Genomic DNA, 26,958 nt, shown 5'->3' with positions numbered 1-26,958 from the left:
GCTCGGATACGGACGTGGCTACGCATTCGGCGGCTGCGGAGACCCAACAGGGTGGCACTATTGTGAAACGCTTCGATGTCAGGCAACAGCCCACTCGAGTTTCGGACGTAGAGCTGTTTCCTCTCTCCGCCGCGCAGCGTGCGACCTGGTTTGCGCAGCAACTCGAGCCGAAGGTGCCGATTTCGATAGCGCACTACGTCGAGTTGCGTGGAGTTCTCGATGTCGACCTGCTGCGCAGGGAAACCCGGACGGTCGCACGGGAGTTTCAGTCGCCCTTGCTCAAAGTGCTCGAGGTCGACGGCCAGCCGATGCAGTACGTGGACAACTCGATGGAGATCCCGGTCGAGCTCATCGATTTCCGTGACTACGACGATCCGATGGTCGCTGCACACGAGTGGATGCAGCGGGATTATCAGACCACTCTTGATCTCGGAATTGATCGACTGGTCGAGACCTCGGTGCTCTGCGTGGGTGAGCTGCACTATTTGTGGTACAGCCGAATTCATCATGTCGCACTCGACGGATTTGGTGCGATGACGCTGATGAATCGTATTGCGCACCGATATTCGGCAGCAGTCTCCGGAGGCGAACCGGATCCGAATCGCGCTGCGCCACTACGCAAGCTGTACGACATCGACAGTCGCTACCGGTCGTCGGATCGGTTTGCCGCCGATCGCGAGTACTGGGCGGAGAGGAACTCAGGCGGTACCGGTTCAGCCCTGGCGGCCGGGCACGAACCGGCAGTCGCTGCGAGCAAACTCCAGAGCGCTGTGCTGTCCAGGGAATCGTCTGCCGAACTCCTGGAATCCGAAGGTCAGGCGGCTACGATCATCGGAGCGCTGGCCTGTTATTTGGCACGTCTCACTGCGAAAAGCACTGTCCTGGTGCAAGTTCCGATGTCAGGCCGGACGACGGCGGTACTGCGCGAGTCCGGCGGCATGATGGTCAATGTTGCGCCGCTGTCCATCTCGGTCGACGAAGGGGGTACCGTCGCCGAACTCGTGTCCCGGGTTCAGCGTGAGTTGATGGGCGCACTACGCCATCAGCGCTGCAGTCTCGAAGACATTCGCCGCGACATCGGTGTCAGTACAAATGGTGTCAGTACAAATGGTGTGAGCAGTGACGACGCATTGGCCGGGCCGATGGTCAACGTCATGATGTTCCGACAAGAAGTTCAGCTCGGCGCGATGGTGGGTGAATACCACATCGTCACCTCGGGACCGGTGGAAGATCTCCTGGTCAACGTGTATCCGAGCGCGGATCAACTGTTCGTCGACTTCCGGGCGAATCCGAACAGGTACGCGGATTCGGTGTTGCGTACGCATCACGGGCAGTTCGTCGAACTGCTGGAAGAACTGATCGCGGCGGCTCCGGATGTGCGGCTTGCGACCATTCACGACCGCTCCTTCCGCACTGGCGTGAAATTGCGCCGTGAGGCCGAGCAACTCGAGTACTGGAAGAACCAGTTCGCGGGGATGCCCGAATTGCTGAGTCTCCCGTCCGACCGAATTCGACCCGCGGCGCAGTCGTTGAACGGCGATCGGGTTGACGTTCGGATCAGCGCTGAGACACATCAGCACCTGATCGCGCTGGCTCAGGAACACAACACCACAATGTTCGAGGTGCTGCACGCTGGGTTCGCGCTCTTGACGAGCCGCCTGTCCGGTGCGCTCGATGTAGCGGTCGGGACGCCGGTGTCGGCAGGATCGAACATCGTCGTGTTGCGCAACCAGGTGGCACCGGATAAGTCCTTCTCGCGACTGTTGGGCCAGTTTGTCGAGGTCGACGCGGAAGCGTTCGAGCGCGCCGATATACCGTTTGATCGGTTGGTGGGGGAGCTGGAGGTCAGTGAATCCCCTGCGTATTCGCCTGTTGTTCAAGTGTTGTTCGAGAGCGGCCTCGGGCGCGGCCTCGAGACCGGCCTCGAGACCGGCACTGCCGCGGAGGAGACTGGCAACGGTATCGGCCGATTCGACCTTCGGGTATCTGCGGAAGAAACGTTCAGCGACGACGCCGCACCGTCCGGCATCAATGTGACGCTGGGGTTTGCCACCGATCTGTTCGATGCCGACACTGTGACTCGTCTCGGAATTCGATACCGAACAATTCTGGAGGCGGTCACCGCCGACCCTGAGACGGTAGTCGGTGACATAGGCATTCTCTCCGAGGACGAACGGGGAGCGCTCCTTCCGGTCCAGGCCGCGCCGGGACGTTCGCAGCGCACCCTGCCGGAGTTGTTCGATGCGGCGGCGCGGGCGCATCCCGACGGTATCGCGCTGTCGTATCAGGGCGCCTCGGTAACCTATCGAGAACTCGACGAACGTTCGAACCAGTTGGCGCGCGTGTTGGCTGCCCGCGGCATCGGATCGGAAGATCGTGTGGCGCTGGGTATGACACGCTCGGTGGAGTCGATCCTGGCCATGCTCGCCGTGGCAAAGTCCGGTGCGGCATTTGTTCCCGTGGATCCGACGTATCCGACTGAACGAATTCAACACATGCTGATGGACTCCGGCGCTGTCGTGGGGTTGACAGTTTCCGCTGAGCAATCGTCATTGCCGAATTCGATTCCGTGGATGACTCTCGATGACAACACCTTTCGCGATCATTGCGCGGCGATGCCGATTTCGGCAGTCACCGACGCCGAGCGAGCGCGACCACTTCGCCGCGAGAATCCGGCGTACGTGGTCTACACCTCGGGTTCCACGGGGCGACCGAAAGGCGTGTCGGTCACCCACACTGGACTGGACGGCTTTGCTGCTGAGCAACTTTCACGGTTCGGTGCTACACCGAACTCTCGAACGCTGCATTTCTCGACCCCGAGCTTCGACGCGTCGATCTTCGAGTATCTTCAGGCGTTCGGGGCCGCAGCCACAATGGTGATCGCTCCGCGCACGATCTACGGCGGCGAGGAGTTGGCCCGCTTCCTGAAAACCGAACGGGTCACCCACGGATTCATCACCACCGCCGCACTCGGATCAACACCCGCCGACGGCCTTCCCGACTTTCAGGATGTTGTGTTCGGCGGTGAGGCATGCCCGCCGGAGCTGGTGCAGCGGTGGTCTCCTGGTCGCAGGTTGTGCAATGCCTACGGGCCGACCGAGGCGACAATCATGGCGAATATCAGTACGCCGATGTCGCCGGCGGGACCGATCACACTGGGTGGCCCGCTTCGCGGGTGCGTCGAAGTTGTCCTCGATTCGAGGTTGAATCCCGTCCCGGACGGTGTTGCCGGTGAGCTCTATATTTCCGGTGAGGCCCTCGCTCGCGGGTATCACGGAAAACCGGCATTGACCACAGAACGGTTTGTGGCCAGCCCCTTTGGCCATCCTGGTGACCGGATGTACCGGACTGGAGATGTGGTGCGCCGCCGCGGCGGCACGCTCGAATACGTCGGGCGCAGCGACTTCCAGGTGAAGGTCCGCGGGTTCCGCATCGAACTGGGTGAAATCGATACTCTTCTGCTAGCTCATCCGCGGGTGCGGACTGCTGTAACCGTGGCACGAACCGCGCCGTCAGGCGATACGGTGCTCGTCTCGTATGTTGTGCCTGCCGACGGGCAGGTGCTGTCGCCCGCCGACCTGACGGAATACGTGGGGGAACATCTGCCCACGTATATGGTGCCGGCGGCGATCGTGTTGCGCGACGAGTTGCCGATGACGCCGGTGGGGAAGCTTGATCGTGCGGCGTTGCCAGCGCCACAATTTCTGCGCGGCGCCGGCGAGTTCCGTGCTCCGCTCGACCCGCTGGAGCAGGTTGTTGCACAGATCTTCTCCGATGTCCTCGGGGTTGAACGGATTGGACTGGGCGACAGCTTCTTTGATCTCGGCGGAAACTCCCTTGTGGCAACAAGGCTGATCGCTCGGGTCAACGCGGCCGAGGGGGTCGACCTTGGTGTACGGAGTCTGTTCGAGGCTCCCACCGTTGACGCGCTGGCGGTGGAAATTCGCGGTGCGCGGACCGCCGCTCGCTCCGGCCGTCCGAATCTGAACGCGCAACCTCGTCCCAGCAGAGTCCCTGTTTCGCTTGCGCAACAACGTATGTGGTTCGTCAATCAGTTCGACGTATCGTCGGCCGCGTACAACATTCCGATGGTGGTGCGGCTGGCAGGAACGTTGGATGTAGATGCGCTCCGGGCCGCAATGACAGACGTGATCAACCGCCACGAGTCGCTCCGCACCATGTATCCGGCGTCGGTGGACGGTCCTCTTCAAGTTATTGTTCCGCCGGCGCAGGTGATCCCGGAGTTGATTCCGCTTGTCGCCGTCACGCGCTCCACGTTGGATGCGCGGATTTCCGAACTTGCCGGTCGGGGTTTCGACGTGAGTGCCGATGTGCCCGTTCGCAGTGCGTTGTTTCGGATCAGTCCCGATGAGCATGTCCTGGTTCTTGTGGTACACCACATTTCGGCGGACGGTGCGTCACTGGCGCCGCTCGCCCGCGACCTCACGGCGGCATACGCGGCGCGCGCGGCGAGGCAGGATCCGAATTGGCTGCCGTTACCGGTGCAGTATGCGGACTACAGCCTGTGGCAACAGGGCGTTCTCGGCCTCGACGAAGATCCGGGTAGCGTCATGTCCGCACAATTGGGGTACTGGAAGTCGACGCTGGCCGGCGTCCCCGCCGCTATCGACTTACCGCTGGATCGGCCGCGGCCGGCGCAGCGATCGCTGCGCGGTGAGACCGTCGAGTTCTCGGTTCCCGCGGAATTGCACAGTGAAGTCCTCGAACTTGCGCGCCGGCACAACGCCACAGTGTTCATGGTGATGCATGCTGTGCTTGCGGTGATGTCGGCGCGGCTGAGCGCATCGGCAGACATAGCAATCGGGACACCGACAGGAGGTCGTGGTGAGGAGGCACTCGACGACCTGGTCGGGATGTTCGTCAACACACTGGTGCTGCGGACGGCCGTACATTCTGCCGCGACCTTCGAACAAGTACTGGCCGGCGTCCGTGAGGTGGATTTGGCGGCGTTCGGCCACACGGAGGTGCCCTTCGAGAGTGTCGTCGAAGCATTGGCGCCGGAACGCTCGACGTCGCAATCACCGCTCTTCCAGATCTTGCTGGAGTTCCAGAACACGGTCGCGCCCCACCTGGAACTCCCGGGCCTCACAGTGGACGTCGTACCGGTCGATTCCGGCGTCGCAAAATTCGATCTGCAGTTGACGCTTGCGGAACGCCGTGACGACATGGGGTCGGCAGCAGGCTTTGCGGCGTCGTTCACGTATGCGTCGGACATCTTCGATCGGGACACGGTCGCAGGCTTCGGGGAGCAGTTCGTTCGAATTCTGAGCGCTGTAGTAGCGGATTCGAACACCCCTGTCGGTGATGTAGACGTGGTCGATTCGCGTGAGCGCGACGTGGTTGTGGGGGTGTGGAACGAGACGGATCGACCGATTCCGTCGGTGACGTTGGCTGATCTGTTCGATGGGCAGGTGTTACGGACACCGAATGCGCCAGCTGTTGTGTTCGACGGAACGGTGCTGTCGTATCGGGAGTTCGGTGAGCGCGTGAATCGGCTGGCCCGATTCCTGATTTCGGTGGGTGTTGGTCCGGAATCGCGAGTGGGTGTCGCTATTTCTCGTTCGGTGGAGTTGTTGGTAGCGGTGTATGCCGTGCTCGAAGCAGGTGGGGCGTATGTCGCGATCGATCCGGGCCAGCCACCGGACCGGGTGGGGTTTGTGGTGGGCGCCGCGGATCCCGTGGTGGTGCTGACAACTTCGGGTGAAGGTTCGGTATTGCCCGCCGGTGTTTTCTTCGTCGAGTTGGATCATGTTGATGTGAGTGAGTTTTCGAGTTCACCGGTGACAGATTGTGACCGGCTGACTCCACTGCGGCCGGAACATGCGGCGTATGTCATGTTCACGTCGGGATCGACGGGTCGGCCGAAAGGTGTTGTGGTTCCGCACGCGGGAGTAGTCAACCGCCTGCTGTGGATGCAGGATCGCTACCCTTTGGACGCCAGTGACGTGGTGCTACAGAAAACGCCGGCGACGTTCGACGTCTCGGTGTGGGAGTTGCTGTGGCCGTTGCAGGTTGGTGCGCGGTTGGTCATCGCAGAACCGGGTGGGCATCGTGATCCGGCATATCTTGTGGGCGTGATTGTCGACCAGTCGGTGACAGTGGTGCATTTTGTGCCATCAATGTTGGAGGTGTTTGTTGCCGAGGCGTCGGCGGCGCGGTGTTCAGGTATCCGGCGAGTGTTTGTATCGGGTGAGGCGCTGCCGCCGGGGACTGCGCGGCGGATGCGTGAGTTGATTCCCGGTGCCGGGCTACACAACTTGTACGGTCCGACGGAGGCGTCGGTGGATGTGACGTCCCATGAGGTCAGCGATGTCGACACGACAGTAGTGCCCATCGGTGCGCCGGTGTGGAACACCACGGTGTACGTGCTGGACGGGCGCTTGCATCCGGTGCCGGTGGGTGTTGTGGGGGAGTTGTATCTCGGTGGTGTGCAGTTGGCTCGGGGGTATTTGGGGCGGGCTGATTTGACGGCGGATCGGTTTGTGGCGGATCCGTTCGGGGCGAACGGTGAGCGGTTGTATCGGACTGGGGATCTGGTTCGGTGGGTGCGGCGTGGTATTGCGGGGTCGAGCGGAGTGAGGGGGAATGTTGCTGCTTTGGGTGAGTTGGAGTACGTCGGACGTAGTGATTTCCAGGTCAAGCTGCGTGGTCAGCGGGTAGAACTCGGAGAGGTCGAGGCAACGCTGGCCCGGTACGACGGGGTAGCGCAGGCGGTAGTGGCACGGCGGTCGGGGGTCGCGGGCGATTATCTCGCCGGGTTTGTGGTTCCCCAGCCAGGGGCGACAGTTGACGAGCGAGTGATCTTGGAGCGGGCCGCCGCCGAGCTTCCGGGGTTCATGGTGCCGTCAGTGCTGGTGGTGATGGACGAGTTGCCGGTGACGGCAAATGGAAAGTTGGAGCGGAAAGCGCTGCCGGAAACAGATTTCGAATCCGGTGCTGCCGGATATCTTGCACCGCGCAATCCGATCGAGGACATTGTCGCCACTGTATTTGCGGATCTACTCGGAGTCGCGAAAGTAGGTACGCGCGACAATTTCTTCGACCTCGGCGGGAACTCGCTGATCGCCACGAGGTTGGTCGCGAGGATCAATGCCGTGGTCGGGGACAGGATCGGAGTGCGGGACGTATTCGACGCTCCGACCGTCGCGGATTTGGCGGCATTGGCGCAGTCGAATGACGGTGTGGAATCCAGACCGCCGCTGAAGCCGCGGGGTGGTACTGCGGGAGTCCCACTGTCGCTGGCGCAACAGCGGATGTGGTTTGTCAATCAGTTCGACACGTCGTCGTCGGCGTACAACGTCGCGTTTGCGTTGGGGTTGGACGGCGCGCTCGATATCAGTGCGCTGCAGGCAGCTTTTGGTGACGTCGTCGAACGACATGAGGCAGTGCGCACAATCTTTCCGCTCACCGATGACGGCCCACACCAAGTGGTCGTGCCTACTGCGAGTGCAGTGCCTGACCTTGATCCCATCGCAGTGTCCGGTGACGCAGAGCTTCGCGAGAAGTGCGTGCAGGTGCTGGCCGAAGGCTTCGACGTGACAGAGCAGGTCCCGCTGCGTGCCGCTCTGTTCCGGCTCGAAGGAAAGGCGGCTTCTCATGTCCTGGCAGTTGTGGTGCACCACATTGCTGCCGACGGTTTCTCGATGGCGCCGCTGGCCCGAGATGTCATGGGCGCGTATTCGTCACGTGTGCTGGGTTCGGCACCGGACTGGGCACCACTCGAGGTTCAGTACGCCGACTACACGTTGTGGCAACGCGAGTGGCTGGGTTCGGAATCCGATGAGCAGTCGCTGATGTCGACGCAGCTGGCGTATTGGAGCAACACGCTCTCTGACCTGCCCGAGGTGTTGGAGATTCCCACCGCCAATCCGCGTCCCGCTGTTCGTTCGCTTCGCGGCGGACACGTCCCGTTTTCGATAGATCCCGAGGTTCATGCGGGCGTGGTGGCGCTGTCGCGGGAATACAACGTCACGGTGTTCATGGTTGTGCACGCGGTGTTGGCGGCAATGTTGGCGCGGTTGACTGATTCCGACGATATCGCCGTCGGCACACCGATCGCGGGTCGTGGTGAGAGGGAGCTCGACGACGTCGTGGGCATGTTCGTCAACACGCTTGTCCTGCGCACCACGATCGACACGGGCGCGACATTCGCCGAATTGCTCCACACCGTCCGGGAAGCTGATCTGGGTGCATTCACGCATGCGGAAGTTCCGTTCGAACGCGTTGTGGAAGTGGTGAATCCCTCACGGTCGACCGCGCATTCTCCGCTCTTCCAGGTCATGCTGGAGTTCCAGGACATCGAGCGTCCGACCTTGGAACTTCCCGATCTGCAGGTCAACAGTGTCGATGTCGAGATCGACACCACCAATTTCGATCTGCAATTGACAGTGTCGGAACGCGTGGACGCCGACGGTAACCCAGCCGGCATGGATGCAAAGTTCGGTTATGCCACAGACCTTTTCGACAGTGATTCTGCCTTGACGTTTGCGCGGCGGCTGCAGCGAATCCTCGTCAGTGTCACCGCTGATCCATCTGCAAGGGTCGGAGATATCGATATCCTCGACGTTGGTGAACGTGACGACCTGACCCCGGTTCGAGGTAAGGAGGGAGTGGACCCGCACACGCTGCCGGATCTGTTGGCAGCCGCAACCGCTCACGATCCGAACGCTGTTGCGCTGATCTACGACGCGCGTGAGGTCAAGTACCACGAACTCGACAAACGCTCGAACCAATTGGCCCGCATGCTGATCGAGTACGGTATCGGACCCGAGAACATAGTTGCACTATGCGTGCCGCGATCCGTCGAGTCCATTCTGGCGCTGTGGGCGGTGGCCAAGACGGGTGCGGCGTTCCTTCCCGTCGATCCACATCATCCCTCTGCGCGAATCGAATACATGCTCACCGACTCCGGTGCAGTGTGGGGCGTGACCGGGGCGGCGCACCACGCCACCCTTCCCGCTGTCGTGCCCTGGTTGGTACTGGATGAACCGGGCTTCGACGAACGACTGTCGTCCTACCCGTCGTCGGGGATCAGCGATGAGGAGCGAACATCGACGATTCGGATCGATAATCCGGCGTACTTGATCTATACCTCCGGGTCGACCGGCACACCCAAGGGCGTCGTTACGACACACCGCGGTCTGCACAGCTTTGCCGTTCAGGAGCGCGAAACATTCGGAACCGCAACGCAGTCGCGGACACTGCACTTTGCGTCGCCCAGCTTTGACGCATCGATCCTCGAATTGTTGTTGGCGACCGGTGCCGGCGCCATGATGGTGATTGCGCCGCCGTCCGTGTACGGCGGAACCGCTTTGGCGGAACTGCTCGAATCCGAGCGGGTCACGCATTGTTTTGTCACTCCGGTGGCACTGGCGTCGGTTGAACCGGCAGGTCTGTCTTCGCTCGAATGCGTGGTGACGGGTGGGGAGGCTTGCCCGCCCGAACTGGTGGCACGATGGGCGCCGGGTCGGCGGATGTTCAACGCCTACGGACCGACCGAGACGACAGTAGTATCGAGTATCAGTGCGCCCCTTGCACCCTCGGACCCGGTCACCATCGGTGCCCCCACGCGCGGTTTCACTGAAGTTGTGCTCGATACGCGGCTTCAGCCGGTACCGGTGGGTGTTGCCGGCGAGTTGTATCTTGCCGGTCCGGCTCTTGCACGTGGTTATCACGGGCGGTTCCGCCTGAGCGCCGAACGTTTTGTGGCCGACCCCTTCGGCCCGGGCGGTACGCGCATGTACCGCACCGGCGATCGGGTGCGGTGGTCGTCAGATGGGCAATTGGATTACCTCGGGCGCACTGATTCACAAGTGAAGATTCGTGGTTTCCGCATCGAACTCGGCGAAGTCGAATCGGCGCTCACTGCGCATGAGGACGTGGCTCAGGCCGTTACCGACGTATGGAACGGTGACGGCAGCGGCGACCGGTTGATCGGTTACGTGGTGCCCGAACCTGGCGCGATAATCGACTCGAAAGAAGTTCTCGACGTCGCCGCTGGGCGACTGGCGTCGTACATGGTCCCGGCGACGCTGGTGATACTCGGATCTCTTCCCCTCACGGTTCACGGGAAACTTGACCGCGCGGCGCTGCCGGAGCCTGACTTCTCGGCCGCGGTGACACCGGATCGACCACCGCGAACCGAGACCGAGGCGTTGCTTGCCGGACTGTTCAGCGAGGTACTCGGACTGGAATCGGTGGGCGTCCACGATTCTTTCTTCGCGCTCGGCGGGGACAGCATCATGTCCATCCAATTGGTAGCCCGCGCAAAGGCTGCCGGTGTGATCCTGAGTCCCCGAGATGTTTTTGATCACAGAACCGTTGCAGCGCTTGCTGAATCGGCGCGATTCGACGGTGACGACGCGGATGCCCTCGACGAGTTGCCCGGTGGCGGTGTCGGTTTCCTGCCCGTTACCCCGGTCGCGTCGTGGATGCTCGAACGCAGTGGCGGCAAACTCGACCGATTCTCTCAAGCCTTGCTGCTGGCAGCGCCAGCCGGCCTCACGCAGAACGTTCTTGCTCTCGCAGTCCAGGAAGTGCTTGACCACCACGACATGCTTCGGGCGCGTCTGATCGTGGACAACAGTGCACACCGGGACATGGCAAGACCTGGCATGGAGGTGCTGCCGCCAGGTTCGATCACGGCGGACACGGTGATCGGTCGGGTGCTCGTCGACACGGTTGACGGGGATGATTTTGCCGCCTTGGCCGCCGCGGAACTCGAGGCCGCTGCCGACCTTTTGGATCCGGCCACCGGCGGCCTGCTGCGCATTGTCTGGTTCGACGCCCCGAATGCCAACGGCCGACTCCTTGTGGTGATTCATCACCTCGCGGTAGACGGCGTCTCGTGGCGCATCCTCGTCGCGGATCTTGCGTCGGCAGTGGGACAAGTCCAGGCCGGTGAAACGCCTTCTCTCGCCCCCGTGGGTACGTCGATGCGACGCTGGTCTCATGGCCTGCGCGAACTCGACCGCAGCAGTGAAATCGACCTGTGGACGAGTATCCTGGACGGCCCCGATCCGTTGATCGGGTCGCGTCCACTCGATCCCACTATCGACGTCGAAGCGAGTGTTGGCACCGTCACCGTCGACGTGCCGCCCGCCGTTACACGTAGTCTGCTCACCACATTGCCGACGGCTGTTCACGGAAGCGTTGGCGACGGGTTGCTTGCCGCCGCGGCGCTGGCTCTCGTCAGTTGGCGGCGTCAACAGGGCTCTGCGCGTCAAGAGGGCACTGTTGCGGCAGACGCGCTGATCACACTCGAGGGACACGGCCGCGAGGAAAATGCAGTCCCCGGCGCGGAGCTTTCCCGCACCGTCGGATGGTTCACCACCGTGTATCCGGTGCGGCTGGATCTCGCCGGGATCGATGTCGACGATGCGCTGGCCGGTGGTCGTGCGGCCGGGCAGTCGGTCAAAGCCGTCAAGGAGCAGTTGCGTGCGATCCCGGATCACGGCATCGGCTACGGAATGCTGCGATACCTCGGCGTCGAGGGAGCGTCGCTCAGCCAATATGGTTCTCCTCAAGTCAGTTTCAACTATCTGGGACGAGTGAGCACCTCCGACGGAACGCAAGACTGGCTACCGGTCGCGGGCAGCAGAGAGCTCGGTGGGACGCAGAACCACACCATGCCGGTCGCGTCCGTGATCGACATCAACGCTGCTGTCGAGGACGGTCCGGACGGTCCGCATCTGACCGCGACGTTCACCTACCCGGCAGGTGTGATCAACGAGGACGAAGTCGCGGGGTTTGCCGAACTGTGGCGTCGTGGCCTCGAAGGACTCGCTGCTTACACGTCACTGCCGGGAGCGGGTGGGCTCACCCCGTCCGATGTTCCACTCGTGTCGGTGAGCCAGCAGCAGATCGAATCTTGGGAGGAGCGATTCCCCACAGTGCGCGACGTGTGGTCGCTCTCGCCGCTGCAGGAGGGGTTGCTCTTTCACGCCGCGGTGGCCGCAGAAACCGTGGACGTGTATACCGCACAGCTGTGCATCGAGTTGGAAGGTTCCGTCGATGCGGGGCGCCTGCGTTCCGCTGCAGCAGGTTTGGTGGCCCGTCACCCGAATCTGCGTACCGCGTTCGTCTACGGAAGCGACGGTGCTGCCGCTCAAGTGGTTGTCGACGACCTGGAGATTCCGTGGCAGGAGGTGGATCTGACCGGATACGGATCGGCCGCCGACGAGGAATTGCGACGCTACCTCGACGCGGATCGCAGTGCCCGGTTCAATCTCGACTCACCTCCGTTGCTGCGTCTGACTCTGCTGCGAACTGCACCCGATCGATCAGTGCTTGCGGTGACAAACCATCACATCATCCTCGACGGTTGGTCGATGCCCTTGCTGGTGCGCGAGCTTCTGACGCGGTACGCCGCCGACGGAACCCCGGTGGATCTGCCGGAGTCTGCTTCGTACCGCAATTATCTGACCTGGTTGGCACATCGGGATTCCGAAGCGTCAGCACAGGCGTGGGAACGTGCGCTGCGCGGTGTCACCGAGCCGACGTTGCTGGCGCCTTCCGCGTCTGGCGGGCACCGGGCTGTGCCGGCCGAGGTCGACATCGACCTGCCCGCTTCGGTGCTCGATGCCCTGACTGCCACGGCCCAGCGCAGCGGGGTCACGATGAACACAGTGGTTCAGGCTGCGTGGGGTGTTCTACTGTCCCGCTTACTCTCTCGTGACGACATCGTATTCGGCGCCACTGTCTCGGGGCGATCACCGGAACTGCCCGGTGTGGAAAACATGCTGGGGTTGTTCATCAACACGTTGCCCGTGCGAATGCAGGTAGATCCTGACGAGACCTGCGCACAGTTGCTGGTTCGGATGCAGGAGGAGCAGGCCGCTCTTCTCGATCATCACGAGGTGGGGCTCGGTGAGATTCAGGCCCGCGTCGGTGTGGGCAACCTGTTCGACACGCTGTCGGTATTCGAGTCGTACCCGGTCGACACGTCAGGGCTGGATGATGACGTGGACATCGCCGGTATGCGGGTGACGGGGTTGGATGCTCGCGACGCGACGCACTACCCGCTGACCCTGCTCTCGATCCTCGAACCCCGGTTGCGTCTGAGCCTGCGCTATCAACCATCGATCTTCGACGCCGCGACAGTCCACCTGTACGCCCATCGGTTGACGAGGATTCTCGAAACGATTGCTCTCGACGACTCAACACCGGTCGCTGAAGTCGACATCTTTGCCGACGGTGAGCGGGAGTTGGTGCTGGATGAGTGGAATGCGACGGAGCATCGCGTGCCCGCTGCGACCTTGCTGGATCTAATCGACGCACAGGTGGCACGCACTCCGGACGCTGGTGCGGTGGTGATAGATGGCTCCGTGTTGACGTACGCGGAGTTCGATGCGCGCGTGAACCGACTAGCGCGGCTGCTGATCGGTGCAGGCGTGGGTCCGGAGTCGCGGGTGGGTGTTGCGGTGTCTCGGTCGCTGGAGATGCTGGTGGCAATCTACGCCGTGGGGAAGGCAGGCGGGGCGTACGTTCCGATCGACCCCGATCAACCTGCGGAGCGCGTCGCATATGTGGTGGGAGCGGTTGATCCGGTGCTTGTGCTCTCCACCGCTGCCGAGCGGGCTGTGCTGCCCGGGGGCATGACGGTAGTGGAGCTGGATCATGTTGACGTATCGGAGTATTCGCCGGATCCGGTACGCGAGTGCGAGCGGATTGCGCCGCTGCGACCGGAGCATCCGGCGTATGTGATGTTCACGTCCGGTTCCACCGGTCGACCGAAGGGGGTGGTGGTTCCACACGAGGGTGTGGTGAATCGGTTGCTGTGGATGCAGGATCGGTATCCGCTCGCCGGTGACGACGTAGTACTGCAGAAAACGCCGATGACGTTCGACGTATCGGTGTGGGAGTTGTTCTGGCCGTTGCAGGTTGGTGCTCGACTGGTGATCGCCGAACCTGGTGGGCATCGTGATCCGGTGTATCTGGACCGGGTGATCCGCGACGAGTCGGTGACGACGGTGCATTTTGTGCCGTCGATGTTGGAGGCGTTTCTCGCCGGCGCAGATGTCGGCGGTTGTGACTCTCTGCGGCGGGTGTTTACCAGTGGTGAGGCGCTGGCAGCATCGACGGCGGCGCGTCTGCTGCGGTGCAGTGATGTGGAATTGCACAACTTGTACGGTCCGACAGAGGCGTCGGTGGACGTGACATCCCACGAGGTCAGCGAACTCGACACGACAGAAGTGCCCATCGGTGCGCCCGTGTGGAACACCACGGTGTACGTGCTGGACGGGCGCTTGCATCCGGTGCCGGTGGGTGTTGTGGGGGAGTTGTATCTCGGTGGTGTGCAGTTGGCTCGGGGGTATCAGGGCCGGGCTGATTTGACGGCGGATCGGTTTGTGGCGGATCCGTTAGGGGCGAACGGTGAGCGGTTGTATCGGACTGGGGATCTGGTGCGGTGGGTGCGGAGTGGTATTGCGGGGTCGAGCGGAGTGAGGGGGAATGTTGCTGCTTTGGGTGAGTTGGAGTACGTCGGGCGCAGTGATTTCCAGGTGAAGTTGCGGGGCCAGCGCATCGAATTGGGGGAAATCGAGGCAGTAATGGCGCGCCAGGATGGGCTGGCGCAGGCGGTAGTGGTTCTCCGAAACGGCGAAGCCGGGGATTTCCTGGCTGCCTATGTTGTTGCCGCGCAGGGCCTAACGCTGGTCGAGCAAGAAGTGCTCGACGCGGCAGCACAGGATCTACCCGCGTACATGGTGCCGTCGGTGGTGACGGTGCTAGCGGTACTACCGGTGACCGGGAACGGCAAGCTGGACCGAAAAGCCCTGCCGGAACCGGAATTTGCCGCAGTGGTGTATAGAGCGCCGAGCACACCGGCACAGGAAGTAGTCGCGCAGGCATTTGCCGACGTGATCGGCGTTGATCGCGTCGGCGCCGACGACAGTTTCTTTGCACTCGGCGGCGATTCGCTCAGTGCTACCCGAGCAGTGGGACGGATCAACAGTGCGTTGAACACCGAATTGGGCGTGGCCGGGTTGTTCGACACACCAGTGGTTTCCGCGCTTGCTGCCAGGCTCGAGTCGACTGCCCGAACCGAACTCACCCAACCCGCACTGGCGGCGCGGGCGAGGCCCGATCGAATCCCGTTGTCTCTCGCTCAGGCCCGGATGTGGTTCGTCAACCAGTTCGACACGTCCTCGTCGGCTTACAACATCCCGGTTGTCCTGAAGTTGGACGGCGCACTGGATGTGGAGGCTCTGCGTGCGGCGCTGGGCGATGTGCTGGACCGGCATGAGTCCTTGCGTACAGTGTTCCCGGGTTCTGCGGACGGACCGCGTCAGCTGATACTCGAATCCTCGGATGTCGCGCCGGACCTTCGTCCGATTCCCGCACTCGATCAGGAACTTCACGATGTGATCGAGGGCTTCATCGGCACGGGATTCGACGTCACCACGGATCTTCCGATCCGAGTGCAGTTGCTGCGACTGGCTCCCGAGCGGCACGTTCTTGCCATTGTCGCTCACCACATCTCGGCTGACGGATTCTCGATGACACCGCTTGCCCGGGATGTCATGCTCGCGTACACCGCTCGCGCGCAAGACCAGAGGCCCCAGTGGGCGCCGTTGTCCGTGCAGTACGCCGACTACAGCCTATGGCAGCGGGAGGTTCTGGGCACGGAGCAACAATCGGAGTCGGTGGTCGCCGATCAGCTCGAATACTGGACCGCAGCGTTGGCAGGCATCCCCGAGGTCATGCCGTTGCCCTTGGATCGCCCGAGGCCGATTCAGCGGTCCACCGAAGGTTCCGTGATCCCGTTCGACATTCCTCTCAGCGTGCATCGTGAACTGGTCGAGATTGCGCACCAGAGTAATTCGACGTTGTTCATGGTGATGCACGCAGCGCTGGCAGCGCTGTTGGCACGGTTGTCGGGCTCGGGTGACGTTGCGGTGGGGACGCCGGTCGCAGGCCGGGGTGAAGCATTGCTCGACGACGTGGTGGGGATGTTCGTCAATACGCTGGTGCTTCGAACCCCGTTGTCGCCGGGATCTTCCTTTGCAGACGTGCTGAGTGCGGTGCGATCAGTGGATCTCGGGGCGTTCGGGCATGCGGATATCCCCTTCGAGAGGCTGGTGGACGAGCTTGCACCAGAACGGTCTACGTCGCATACGCCTCTGTTTCAGGTGGTCATCGAATTCCAGAACGCCAGCCACCTGCGACTCGAACTACCTGAGTTGACTGTCCACGAACTCGACGTGGATCTGGACGTGGCAAAATTCGACTTGCAACTCAGTCTCATCGAGCGGGTCGACGAGCACGGGTCGCCGGCCGGGATCAGCGCCGGGTTCCGCTATGCAAGTGACGTTTTCGATCAGGCATCGATTCAACGTATGGCAGAGCGATTTGAGCGTGTGATCGCAACCGTGGCCGAGGACCCCTCGGTTGCGGTAGGTGATATCGACATACTGCTGCCGACAGAACGCGAGCGTGTGCTCCTGGACCCGAACCGCCGGGGCGTTGATGTCGGACCGATGTCACTGGTGGATCTGTTCGATCAGTCGGTGGCGTCGGCGGGTGATGCGGTTGCGGTGAGCTGCGACGGCAATGCGGTGACGTACCGCGAACTCGACGGGCGGGCGAACCGACTCGCGAGGCTGTTGGTGGCGCGGGGAGTCGGCGCGGAAACTCTGGTAGCCGTGGCTATGACGCGATCTGTCGATCTTGTTGTGGCACTGCTGGCTGTGGTGAAAGCGGGTGCGGGCTACCTCCCGGTGGACGTGGCTTCTCCGGCGCAGCGACTGGAATTCCTGTTGAGTGATGCCGCGCCGACCTGCGCTCTCACCACAATCGAAGACTGCGGCGCATTGGAGTCTTCGATTGTCCCCATGATCGTGGTGGACAGCGACGATACTGTGACTGCGCTGCAACAGTTTTCGCCCCTTCCGGTCACGGATGCCGACCGCCTGCGTCCGTTGCATCCCGATTCGGTGGCGTATGTGATCTATACGTCGGGCTCTACCGGACGGCCGAAGGGCGTGCAGGTAGCGCACCGCAACGTGGTCACATTGCTGGCAAACACCCAGGCGCTGTACAAATTCGGCGAAAATGATGTATGGACGATGTTCCATTCCGCCGCGTTCGATTTCTCGGTCTGGGAAATGTGGGGTGCCCTTGCCCACGGTGGCCGCCTGGTATTGGTCGACTACTTCACTGCCCGCTCACCGGAGGCGTTCCTCGAACTCCTGCAGCGCGAACGCGTCACCGTGCTCAATCAGACCCCGACGGCCTTCTACCAACTGGCGCAGGCAGACCGCCTGGCCGGCGAACCCGACTTGTGGTTGCGGTACGTGATCTTCGGCGGGGAAGCCCTCGATTTCGCGCAGTTGGAACGCTGGTACTCGCGACGCGGCGACACCGCCCCGACTTTGGTCAACATGTACGGCATCACGGAAACGACGGTGCATGTCAGCTACCTACCTCTGGATCACGACCTTGTGCGCGACGTATCCGCATCGGTGATCGGCCCGGCATTGCCCGGCCTCCGCGTTTACGTGCTCGATGATCGGCTGCATCCGGTACCACCGGGCGTGGCCGGCGAGATGTACGTCTCGGGCACGCAAATCACACGTGGATATCTCGGTCGGTTCGGACTCACGTCGGCACGATTTGTGCCGGACCCCTTCACACCTGGGGCGCGTATGTACCGGTCCGGCGACCTGGCGCGATGGAATGCGCATGGCCAGTTGGAGTATCTCGGCCGCAACGATCAACAGGTGCAGGTGAAGGGTTACCGGATCGAACTCGGCGAGGTCGAGTCGGCTTTGCTCGCCGGCGCTGGGGTGGCGCAGGCTGCGGCGGTGGCACGCGGTGACCGGTTGGTGGGCTACGTTGTGCCCGAAGCCGGCGCGGTGATCGACCCGGTTGCGCTACTCGATCAGGCCGCGGAGGGTTTGGCATCTCACATGGTGCCGTCGGTTGTCGTGGTCCTGGATCAACTGCCCCTGACCGGGAATGGGAAGCTCGACCGAAAAGCTCTACCGGAACCAGACTTCGGGCAACAGGTGCGGGTGAGTCGAGCTCCGGGTTCCGAGAACGAACGCATTCTCGTCGACCTGTTTGCCGAGGTTCTGGGACTAGGCACAGTAGGCGTCGACGATTCGTTCTTCACCTTGGGCGGCGACAGCATCATGTCGATCCAGTTGGTGACCCGTGCCAAGGCAGCCGGAGTTCTGATCACGCCGCGAGACGTGTTCGAGCGTAAAACCGTTGCGGCGCTGGCCCAGACTGCGCGTACGAGTGGCGACGAAGTTGTTCTTGACGAACTGCCAGGCGGCGGTGTCGGCGAGATCGCGTTGACCCCGATCGCGGCGTGGATGTTCGAGCGTGGCGGCGATTTCCGCCGCTACTCGCAGTCTGCACTCTTCACGGTCCCGGGGAACACGGATGAAGACACTCTGACGACGGCCGTGCAGGTAGTCCTGGACCGGCACGACGTTTTGCGGTCCCGGCTACACCGCACCGAGCACGGCTATTCACTAGAGGTGATGGGCCAAGGTTCGGTGAAGGCATCCGCGGTGGTTCGGCGGGTACCGACAGCCACTGATAACAGCGCGACGGATACAGCGAGGGAACTTGATGCGGCTGTAGGGCGGCTGGACCCGGAGTCGGGTGTCATGGTGCAGATTGTGTGGCTCGACGCCGGTCCGGATCGAGAGGGCCGCTTGTTGTTTGCCATCCATCATCTGGTGATGGACGGCGTGTCCTGGCGAATATTGATCCCCGACCTTGCCCTGGCGTGTGCTCATCTTCAGGCCGGTGTCGAGCCGGCCCCAGCGCCGGTGGGAACGTCGATGCGCCGGTGGTCGCATGCACTGGTCGACGCCGCCCACGATCCGCACCGCGCTGGTGAACTCGACTTCTGGCGACAGACACTCAGCGGTCCCGATCCAGCGCTGGGTACACGGGCACTGACACCGCGGGACACCGGAGCCGGCGTCGCGGATATCGAGGTGCGAGTGCCCATTGCGTTGACCGAGAGCCTGCTCGTGGCGGTGCCGCAGGCATTTCACGGCAGTGTTGCCGACGGATTGTTGACTGCGCTGAGCCTGGCATTGATCCGGTGGCGTCGTGACCGCGGTATCGCACATGCGGACGCATTGCTCAATCTCGAAGGTCACGGCCGCGAAGAGCACGTCGTACCCGGTGCAGATCTTGCCCGCACTATCGGATGGTTCACGACGATCTTCCCGGTTCGTCTCGATCTGAACGGCGTGGATCTAGACGACGCGTATGCCGGCGGTCCGTCCATGGGCAATGCGATCAAGACGGTGAAGGAACAGCTTCGTGCAATTCCCGAGCGCGGCATCGGTTTTGGGTTGCTCCGATATCTGAACAGTGAAACGGCCAGTCAGCTTTCTCCGCTACCCGATCCGCAGATCAGCTTCAACTACCACGGACGGCTAGGCAGTGCCGGCATGGACAGTTCAGCGGGCTGGGCGCCGATTGACGATGGTGCACTACGCGACGCGACAACTGCAGATCTGCCGCTGGCTGTTGTCGTCGATATCAATGCGATGGCTATCGAGACCGACGACGGTACGGTGCTGAGCTCCACCTGGACGTATCCTCCCGGCGTGCTCACCAGCGAAGACGCACAACAACTTACCCGGCTGTGGTTGGAAGCGCTTGCTGCGCTCGGTGCGTACGCGGCATCGAGTGGTGGGTTCACCCCGTCCGACTTCGATCTTGTCGACCTTCGACAGGATGCGATTGACGACCTCGAAAGGCGTTGCGCGGACCTCGCAGACGTCTGGCCACTATCACCGTTGCAATCGGGGCTCCTCTTCCATGCCGAACTGGCAGACGAGTCCGCCCAGGATCTCGAGTCAGCCCACAACCACGAATCTGTCGACGCCTACCTGGTGCAAGTAGCGCTCGACCTTGTAGGCGACGTGGATTCCGGTCGGTTGCACCGTGCCGCCGCCACGCTGCTCGACAGGCATGCCAACCTTCGCACCGCTTTTCTGCACGACGTGGACGGACAGGCCGTGCAGGTCGTTGGGCGCCATGTGCCACCTCCGTGGCGCGAGGTTGATCTCACGGCCGGTGGCGAGCAGAACCTCGAACAGGTTCTGGCGCAGGACAGGTCGACGCCCTTCGACATGACACAACCGCCGCTGATCCGGTTCACACTGATCAAGATCACAGCGAGTACGTACACGCTGGTGATCACCAACCATCACATCCTGCTCGACGGCTGGTCGATGCCGTTGCTGGTCAGAGAACTGTTGACGTTGTATGCCGTCGACAGTGACGCGTCTGCACTGCCACGCACCCGCGGATACCGCGATTACCTCGAGTGGATGAGTCGCCGCGATCACGGTGACTCGCGAGACGCCTGGGCCCTGGCTCTCTCCGGGGTGGACGGCCCAACCCTCCTCGCTCCCGTGGATCGGGCGCGTCGGCTGTCCACCATGACAGCGGAGTGGGAGTTCGATGTCGGCGAAAAGGGGACTACGCGTCTGCGCGATGTTGCGCGTTCGCGCGGACTGACGATCAACACGTTGGTGCAGGTGTCGTGGGGGATCGTTCTTGCCACGCTGACCGGTCGTGACGACGTGCTGTTCGGTGCCACAGTGTCGGGCCGGCCGCCCGAATTGGGTGGCATCGAAACGATGATCGGACTGTTCATCAACACACTTCCCGTTCGGATCAGTCTGCGCACCGACGAGACGCTGGGTGAATTGCTCGATCGGGTTCAGGTTGAGCAGGCAGCGTTGTTGGATCATCACTACCTCGGACTCGCGGAGATCCAGGACGTCGGTGGTCCGGAGATCGGATTCGATACGTTGACCGTGTTCGAGTCGTATCCGGTTGACCGCGAAGGATTGTCGACCGACACCGATATCGCCGGAATGAGAGTCACCGGTGTAGAGGCCAAGGACGCCGCTCACTATCCGCTGAGTCTGGTCGCGTCGGTCGACACCAAGTTGCACCTCAAATTCGAGTACCTTCCCGACGTTTTCGGTCCGGATGCAGTCGAATCCATGGCGCGGCGCCTGCATCAGGTGCTCGACGCGTGTGTTCGCCCAGACCTACCTCTGGCCGCCGTATCGTTGTTGACCGACAGCGAGCGCAGCGAACTGGTGCCGGTCCGTGGCTCCAGTGGCGGTTCGATCCGCACTTTGCCGGAGATCTTCGACGACGCCGTCACGCGTGATCCGGACGCGATCGCCGTCGTCTCGGAGGACGGCGACATGAGCTTCGAGGAGATGGACCGGCGGTCGAATCGAATTGCCCGAGTGCTGATCTCGCGTGGCGTCGGACCGGAGAACGCGGTGGCGGTAAGGATTTCGCGCTCTCTCGATTCGGTGCTGTCGATAGTGGCAGTGGCAAAAACCGGTGCCGCGTTTGTGCCGATCGATCCGAACTATCCGGACGAGCGCATCTCCCACATGCTCGCAGATTCGGGAGTGAGCCTGGGTGTCACCACAACCGATCACCACGATCGTCTCCCGGGAACCGCGCGCTGGCTGGTTCTCGATCACCCCGATTTCGTGGGCGAATGCGAGGAACACTCCGGGGCGCCGGTGAGCGATGACGACCGAATCCGTCCGATCAGGATGGATAGCGCCGCCTACGTCGTGTACACCTCAGGGTCCACCGGCCTGCCCAAAGGTGTCGTGGTCACGCACCGCGGTCTCGACAACTTCGCCCGTGATCAGATCGACAGGTTCTCGGCGGGCCCCCGATCTCGAACCTTGCACTTCTCGACGCCGAGTTTCGACGGGTCGCTGTTCGAATATCTGCAGGCGTTCGGCGCCGGCGCGACGATGGTAATTGCGCCACCAGACGTCTACGGCGGTGAGGAACTCGCCCGTCTGTTGGCCGAGCAGGACGTCAGCCACGCTTTTATCACCACCGCGGCGCTGGCATCCCTCGATCCGGCTGGGCTCGAACATCTTTCGGACCTCGTGGTCGGCGGTGAGGCGTGCCCGCCCGATCTGGTCGCTCGCTGGGCGCCGGGTCGACGGTTGTACAACGCGTACGGGCCGACCGAAACGACGATCATGTCCAACATCAGCGCACCGATGGTGCCTGGCGACCCGATCACCATCGGGGGACCTATCCGTGGCGTGAGTGAACTCGTACTCGACGCTCGGCTGCAACCGGTGCCAGTGGGCGTGCCAGGCGAGCTCTACCTGGCCGGGGCCGGATTGGCGCGTGGATATCACCGGCGACCAGGGCTGAGCGCCGAACGTTTTGTTGCCAATCCCGCCGATCCGGGAGCGCGCATGTACCGCACCGGGGACATCGTGCGCTGGACTCCGGAGAAGCGCATCGAATACGTGGGTCGCAGTGACTTCCAGGTCAAGGTTCGTGGTTTCCGCATCGAACCTGGTGAAATCGACGGTGCCCTCATGGCGCAGCCCCAGGTCGGATTTTCGGCCACGATCGCTCACCGTGGCTCAGCTGGCGACACCCTGCTCGCGTCGTACGTCGTACCGACCGCTGGAGGTGCGCTCGACGGCGAGGTTCTCATGCGGGCGTTGTCCGCGAGCTTGCCCTCGCACATGGTTCCCTCCTCGATCACAGTGCTGGAGCGGATTCCGCTGACAGCAGTAGGCAAGCTCGACCGTTCAGCCTTGCCCATCCCCGACGCCCTGTCGCGGACCAGGCCCTTCCGAGAGCCGACGGGGCTGGTTGCGAAATCAGTAGCGGACGTCTTTGCCGATGTACTCGGCCTCGAACGGGTAGGTGCCGACGACGATTTCTTCGAACTCGGCGGCAATTCGCTCAGTGCAACTCGGGTCACAGCCAGGCTCCGGACAGGTCTCGGCGTCGACAGCGGAGTGCGGGATCTCTTCGAAGCGTCGACCGTCGACGGTCTGGCCTCGCGCATCGAGCAACTGCGCACAACTGAGCCACTGGGTACCGCAGAATCCGGGCGTGCGCCCCTTGCTGCACGCACCCGGCCGGGAGACATTCCACTCTCGTTCGCTCAACAGCGAATGTGGTTTGTCAATCAGCTCGACACCAGTTCTCCCGCATACAACATTCCGATCGTGGTCCGGTTGAGCGGCAAACTCGATGTGGCGGCGCTGGATTCGGCGGTGTCCGATCTGGTTGCCCGGCACGAGTCGCTGCGAACGATGTTCCCCATCCACGGCGCTGCACCCGTCCAGCAGATACTCCCGACCGAGAATGCGGTGGAGACTCTGCTGCCTCACCGCGTTGCGGACGAGCACGAACTGCATGACGAGCTTGCCCGTCTGGTATCGGCGGGATTCGATGTCACCGCGCGTATTCCGTTGCGAGTCGCCCTGTTTGAGCTCACCGACATCGAACACGTTCTGGCCGTTGTGGTACATCATATTTCGGCCGACGGTTTCTCGATGTCCCCGCTTGTTCGGGACGTGATGACGGCGTATCAGGCGCGCACCAGCGGCGCCGCGCCGGACTGGGCGCCGTTGCCGGTGCAGTACGCAGATTACGCGTTGTGGCAACGAGAGGTACTCGGTGATGATGACGACCCGGAGTCGATAATCGGAGAGCAGCTTGCCTATTGGCGCGATGCGCTGGCCGGTACCCCGGATCTTCTCGAACTGCCGCTCGATCGTGACCGGCCGGCGCAGCAGACCTTCCACGGCGCTCGTGTGCACTTCACTGTTGGACGCGACCTTCATCGCCGCATCCGGGAGCTGTCGCGCCGGCATCAGTCCACCGAGTTCATGACTGTGCACGCTGCGCTCGCGATCCTGCTGGCGCGTCTCGGCAGCACTGACGACGTGGTGATCGGGACGCCCATCGCCGGCCGGGGAGATCGCGCTCTCGACGACCTGATCGGCATGTTTGTCGGCACGCTGGCTCTGCGAACGAAAGTCGAACCTGCGCACTCGTTCCGCGCGCTGGCCGCGCATTGCCGTGAAGTTGATCTCGGTGCCTTTGCCCATGCAGATGTCCCCTTCGAGCGAGTGGTCGACACGATCGGTCCGAGCAGGTCGACGGCGTATGCACCGATTGCCTCGGTGTCGCTCGAATTCCAGAACAACGATCGGCCGGTGCTGACACTGCCGGAGTTGGAAGTCGGAGGACTCGACCCCGAGCTCGACGTAGTCAAGGTTGACCTCGAATTCCTGCTGGCGGAGGAATTCGACGACGATGGTGCGCCGACGGGGATGAGCGGTGCTGTCGACTTCGCCACAGACCTTTTCGACACGGAGACCGTTGCCGGGTTTGCCGACATGTTCGTGCGCATTCTGGAATCCGTCACCGAGAACCCGGACCTGCCGATCGGCGATATCCCGCTGCTGGGCGAGATGGATCGTCGCATGATGGTGCCGGCGCTCGGAGAGCCGGCAGTGCAACCTGAGTTGTGGCCCGAGTTGCTCACGACCGCCGCGGCGTTCGACCCGGATTCGGTGGCGTTGACCTACGAAGGTCGCCACGTCAGTTATCGCGAACTCGACGAATGGTCCAACAGAGTGGCCAGGGTCTTGCGAGCGCGTGGAGTTGGTCCGGAAACCTTTGTGGCATTGGGGATGCCGCGGTCGATCGAATCCGTCGTGTCGATCTGGTCGGTGACAAAGGCAGGAGCGGCGTTTGTGCCTGTCGATCCCGCATACCCGCGCGAGCGTATCGACTACATGCTCGCCGATTGCCGTGCTTCGGTCGGGCTCACAGTAGCGGGCAGTCGAGGTCGACTACCCGATACGGTTCCCTGGCTGGTACTCGACGACGCGGATTTTGCGGAGCGTGTGGCCGCGGAGTCGGCGGACGAGGTCACCGACCGGGATCGGACGTGCCCACTGCATCTCGAACATCCGGCCTATCTCATCTACACCTCGGGTTCGACCGGAAAGCCGAAGGGTGTCAACGTCACTCATCGCGGGTTGGCGAACCTTACCGCTGAAACGCGGGAACGATTCGACGTCACTCATGATTCGCGGGTATCGCAATTGGCTTCTCCGAGCTTCGACGCGTCGGTGTTCGAGTTGATGATGGCCTTCAGTGCGTCGGCGCGTGTGGTGATCGTTCCGCCCGCAGTGTTCGGCGGCAGTGAATTGGCCGACCTGCTTCGCGACGAGGAGGTCACCCATGCCACCATCACGCCCACCGCGCTGGCGGCATTGGGTGACAACGGCTTCGAGTCGCTGCACGTCCTCGATTTGGTGGGGGAGGCCTGCCCGCCAGATGTAGTTGCGCAATGGGCGCCCGGTCGTAGCCTGCACAACGGGTACGGACCGACGGAAACTACAGTTCAGGCCAGCGTCAGCGCACCGATGCGGCCAGGAGAAGGGGTGAACATCGGGGCGCCTGCGCTAGGTTTCGGCTTCCTTGTCCTCGACGAGCGACTGCAGCCCGTCCCGTTGGGTGTTCACGGCGAGTTGTACATCATCGGACCCGGCATGGCGCGCGGTTACCACAATCGAACCGTACTCACCTCGGAACGGTTTGTCGCGTGCCCGTACGGTGAGCCGGGGCGCCGGATGTACCGAACCGGAGACGTGGTCCGGTGGCGCGAGTCGGCGAACACCGGGGCGGGAAATGGAGTTGGCCACACGCTCGAGTACATCGGACGTAGCGACTTCCAGGTCAAGGTTCGAGGGTTCCGTATCGAACTCGGCGAAATCGATGCCGTTCTCGTGCGTCATCCGTCGGTGGACTTTGCCGCCACCATCGGTCATACCGCTCCATCGGGTGACACCGTTCTCGCGTCGTACGTGCGAGCAGTGGACGGACACCAGGTGGAGCCCGCAGACCTACGGGCCTTCACCGGGGAGCGGTTGCCGTCGCACATGGTGCCGTCTGCGGTGGTGGTACTCGATCGCATCCCGATGACGCCGGTGGGTAAGCTCGATCGAAAAGCTTTGCCTGCACCGGAATTCGGGTCGATCGGTGCGGAGTATCACGCGCCGACCACCAAAACCGAACATTCCGTCGTGGACGCTTTCGTCGAAGTTCTCGGAGTAGATCGGGTGGGTACCGCCGACAGTTTCTTCGACTTGGGTGGCAATTCGCTCATCGCGACCAGAATAGTTACCGCCCTGCATGCCCGATTGGATCGCAGGATTCCGCTTCAATGGATGTTCCTCGACCCCACGCCGGCGGGGATCGCCAGGCGCCTCGATATCCCGACAGCGAGCAGCGACCTGGAAGAGGCACTTGCCGTGGTGATTCCGCTACGCGCCGAGGGGAGCGGTAGGCCGTTGTTCTGCGTGCATCCCGGAATCGGATTGTCTTGGGGTTACGCGGGTTTGGTGCAGTACCTACCGCCAGATCGGCCCGTGTACGGGTTGCAGTTGCCGACGATCAGCGACGACGGCGACTACCGGTCGATCGAACAACTCGCGAACCGCTATGTAGAGGAGATCGAGGCCATCGCGCCCAACGGTCCGTACGATTTGCTCGGCTGGTCGCTCGGCGGGGTCATCGCACACGCCATGGCTGTCGAACTTCAATTGTCGGGTCGTGAGGTCGCCACATTGGCTGTCATGGACAGTTATCCCGACAACGGTGAGGTGGCACCGCAGGGCGGACTCGATGTTCGAGATCTGTTGCGCGGACTCGGATTGGAGATCGAATCGGGAGGTGAGATGACTTTCGAACACGCCGCTGCACTGTTGGACGAGTCGCTCGGGACCGAGACCGGGATACGCGGAAAAGACCTCGAACGGATTGCCGCGGGATACGAGAACTCGCAGCGGATCGGTCATCAATTCGTCCCGCAAGTGTACGACGGGAACCTGCTCATCTTCCCGGCCACAGGTGATGGGGACAGCGATACTCGGGAGCGGTCACCGCAGGAATGGAAGCCGCTCGTGACCGGGAGGATCGACGAGGTACCTGTCGACTGTTCCCATAACGAGATGATCGAACCGCAGGCCATGACCATCATCGGGCCGGCACTGGCACGCGCACTTTCCGCTGATTCCTGAACCCGTGTGCATACGGTACTGATCGGGTGATGTTTTCGGATTGGACTGTGGG

The 26,958-nt window shown here is 62.5% G+C and carries 1 protein-coding gene; it reads left to right on the top strand.

Annotated features, from left to right (window positions below; all coding sequences use genetic code 11):
* Window positions 1-14 precede the first annotated feature (14 nt).
* Entirely contained in the window at window positions 15-26,906 is a 26,892-nt protein-coding gene (locus tag CJ178_RS07330) for a non-ribosomal peptide synthase/polyketide synthase (protein WP_441346841.1), read from the top strand.
* The last annotated feature ends 52 nt before the right edge of the window (window positions 26,907-26,958 follow it).

The organism is Rhodococcus sp. ACPA4, assembly GCF_002300185.1.
GTDB classification, from domain to species: Bacteria; Actinomycetota; Actinomycetes; order Mycobacteriales; family Mycobacteriaceae; genus Rhodococcus_F; species Rhodococcus_F globerula.
Note: the sequence above shows the minus strand (reverse complement) of the source record. Positions and strands in the feature narration are given on the sequence as shown.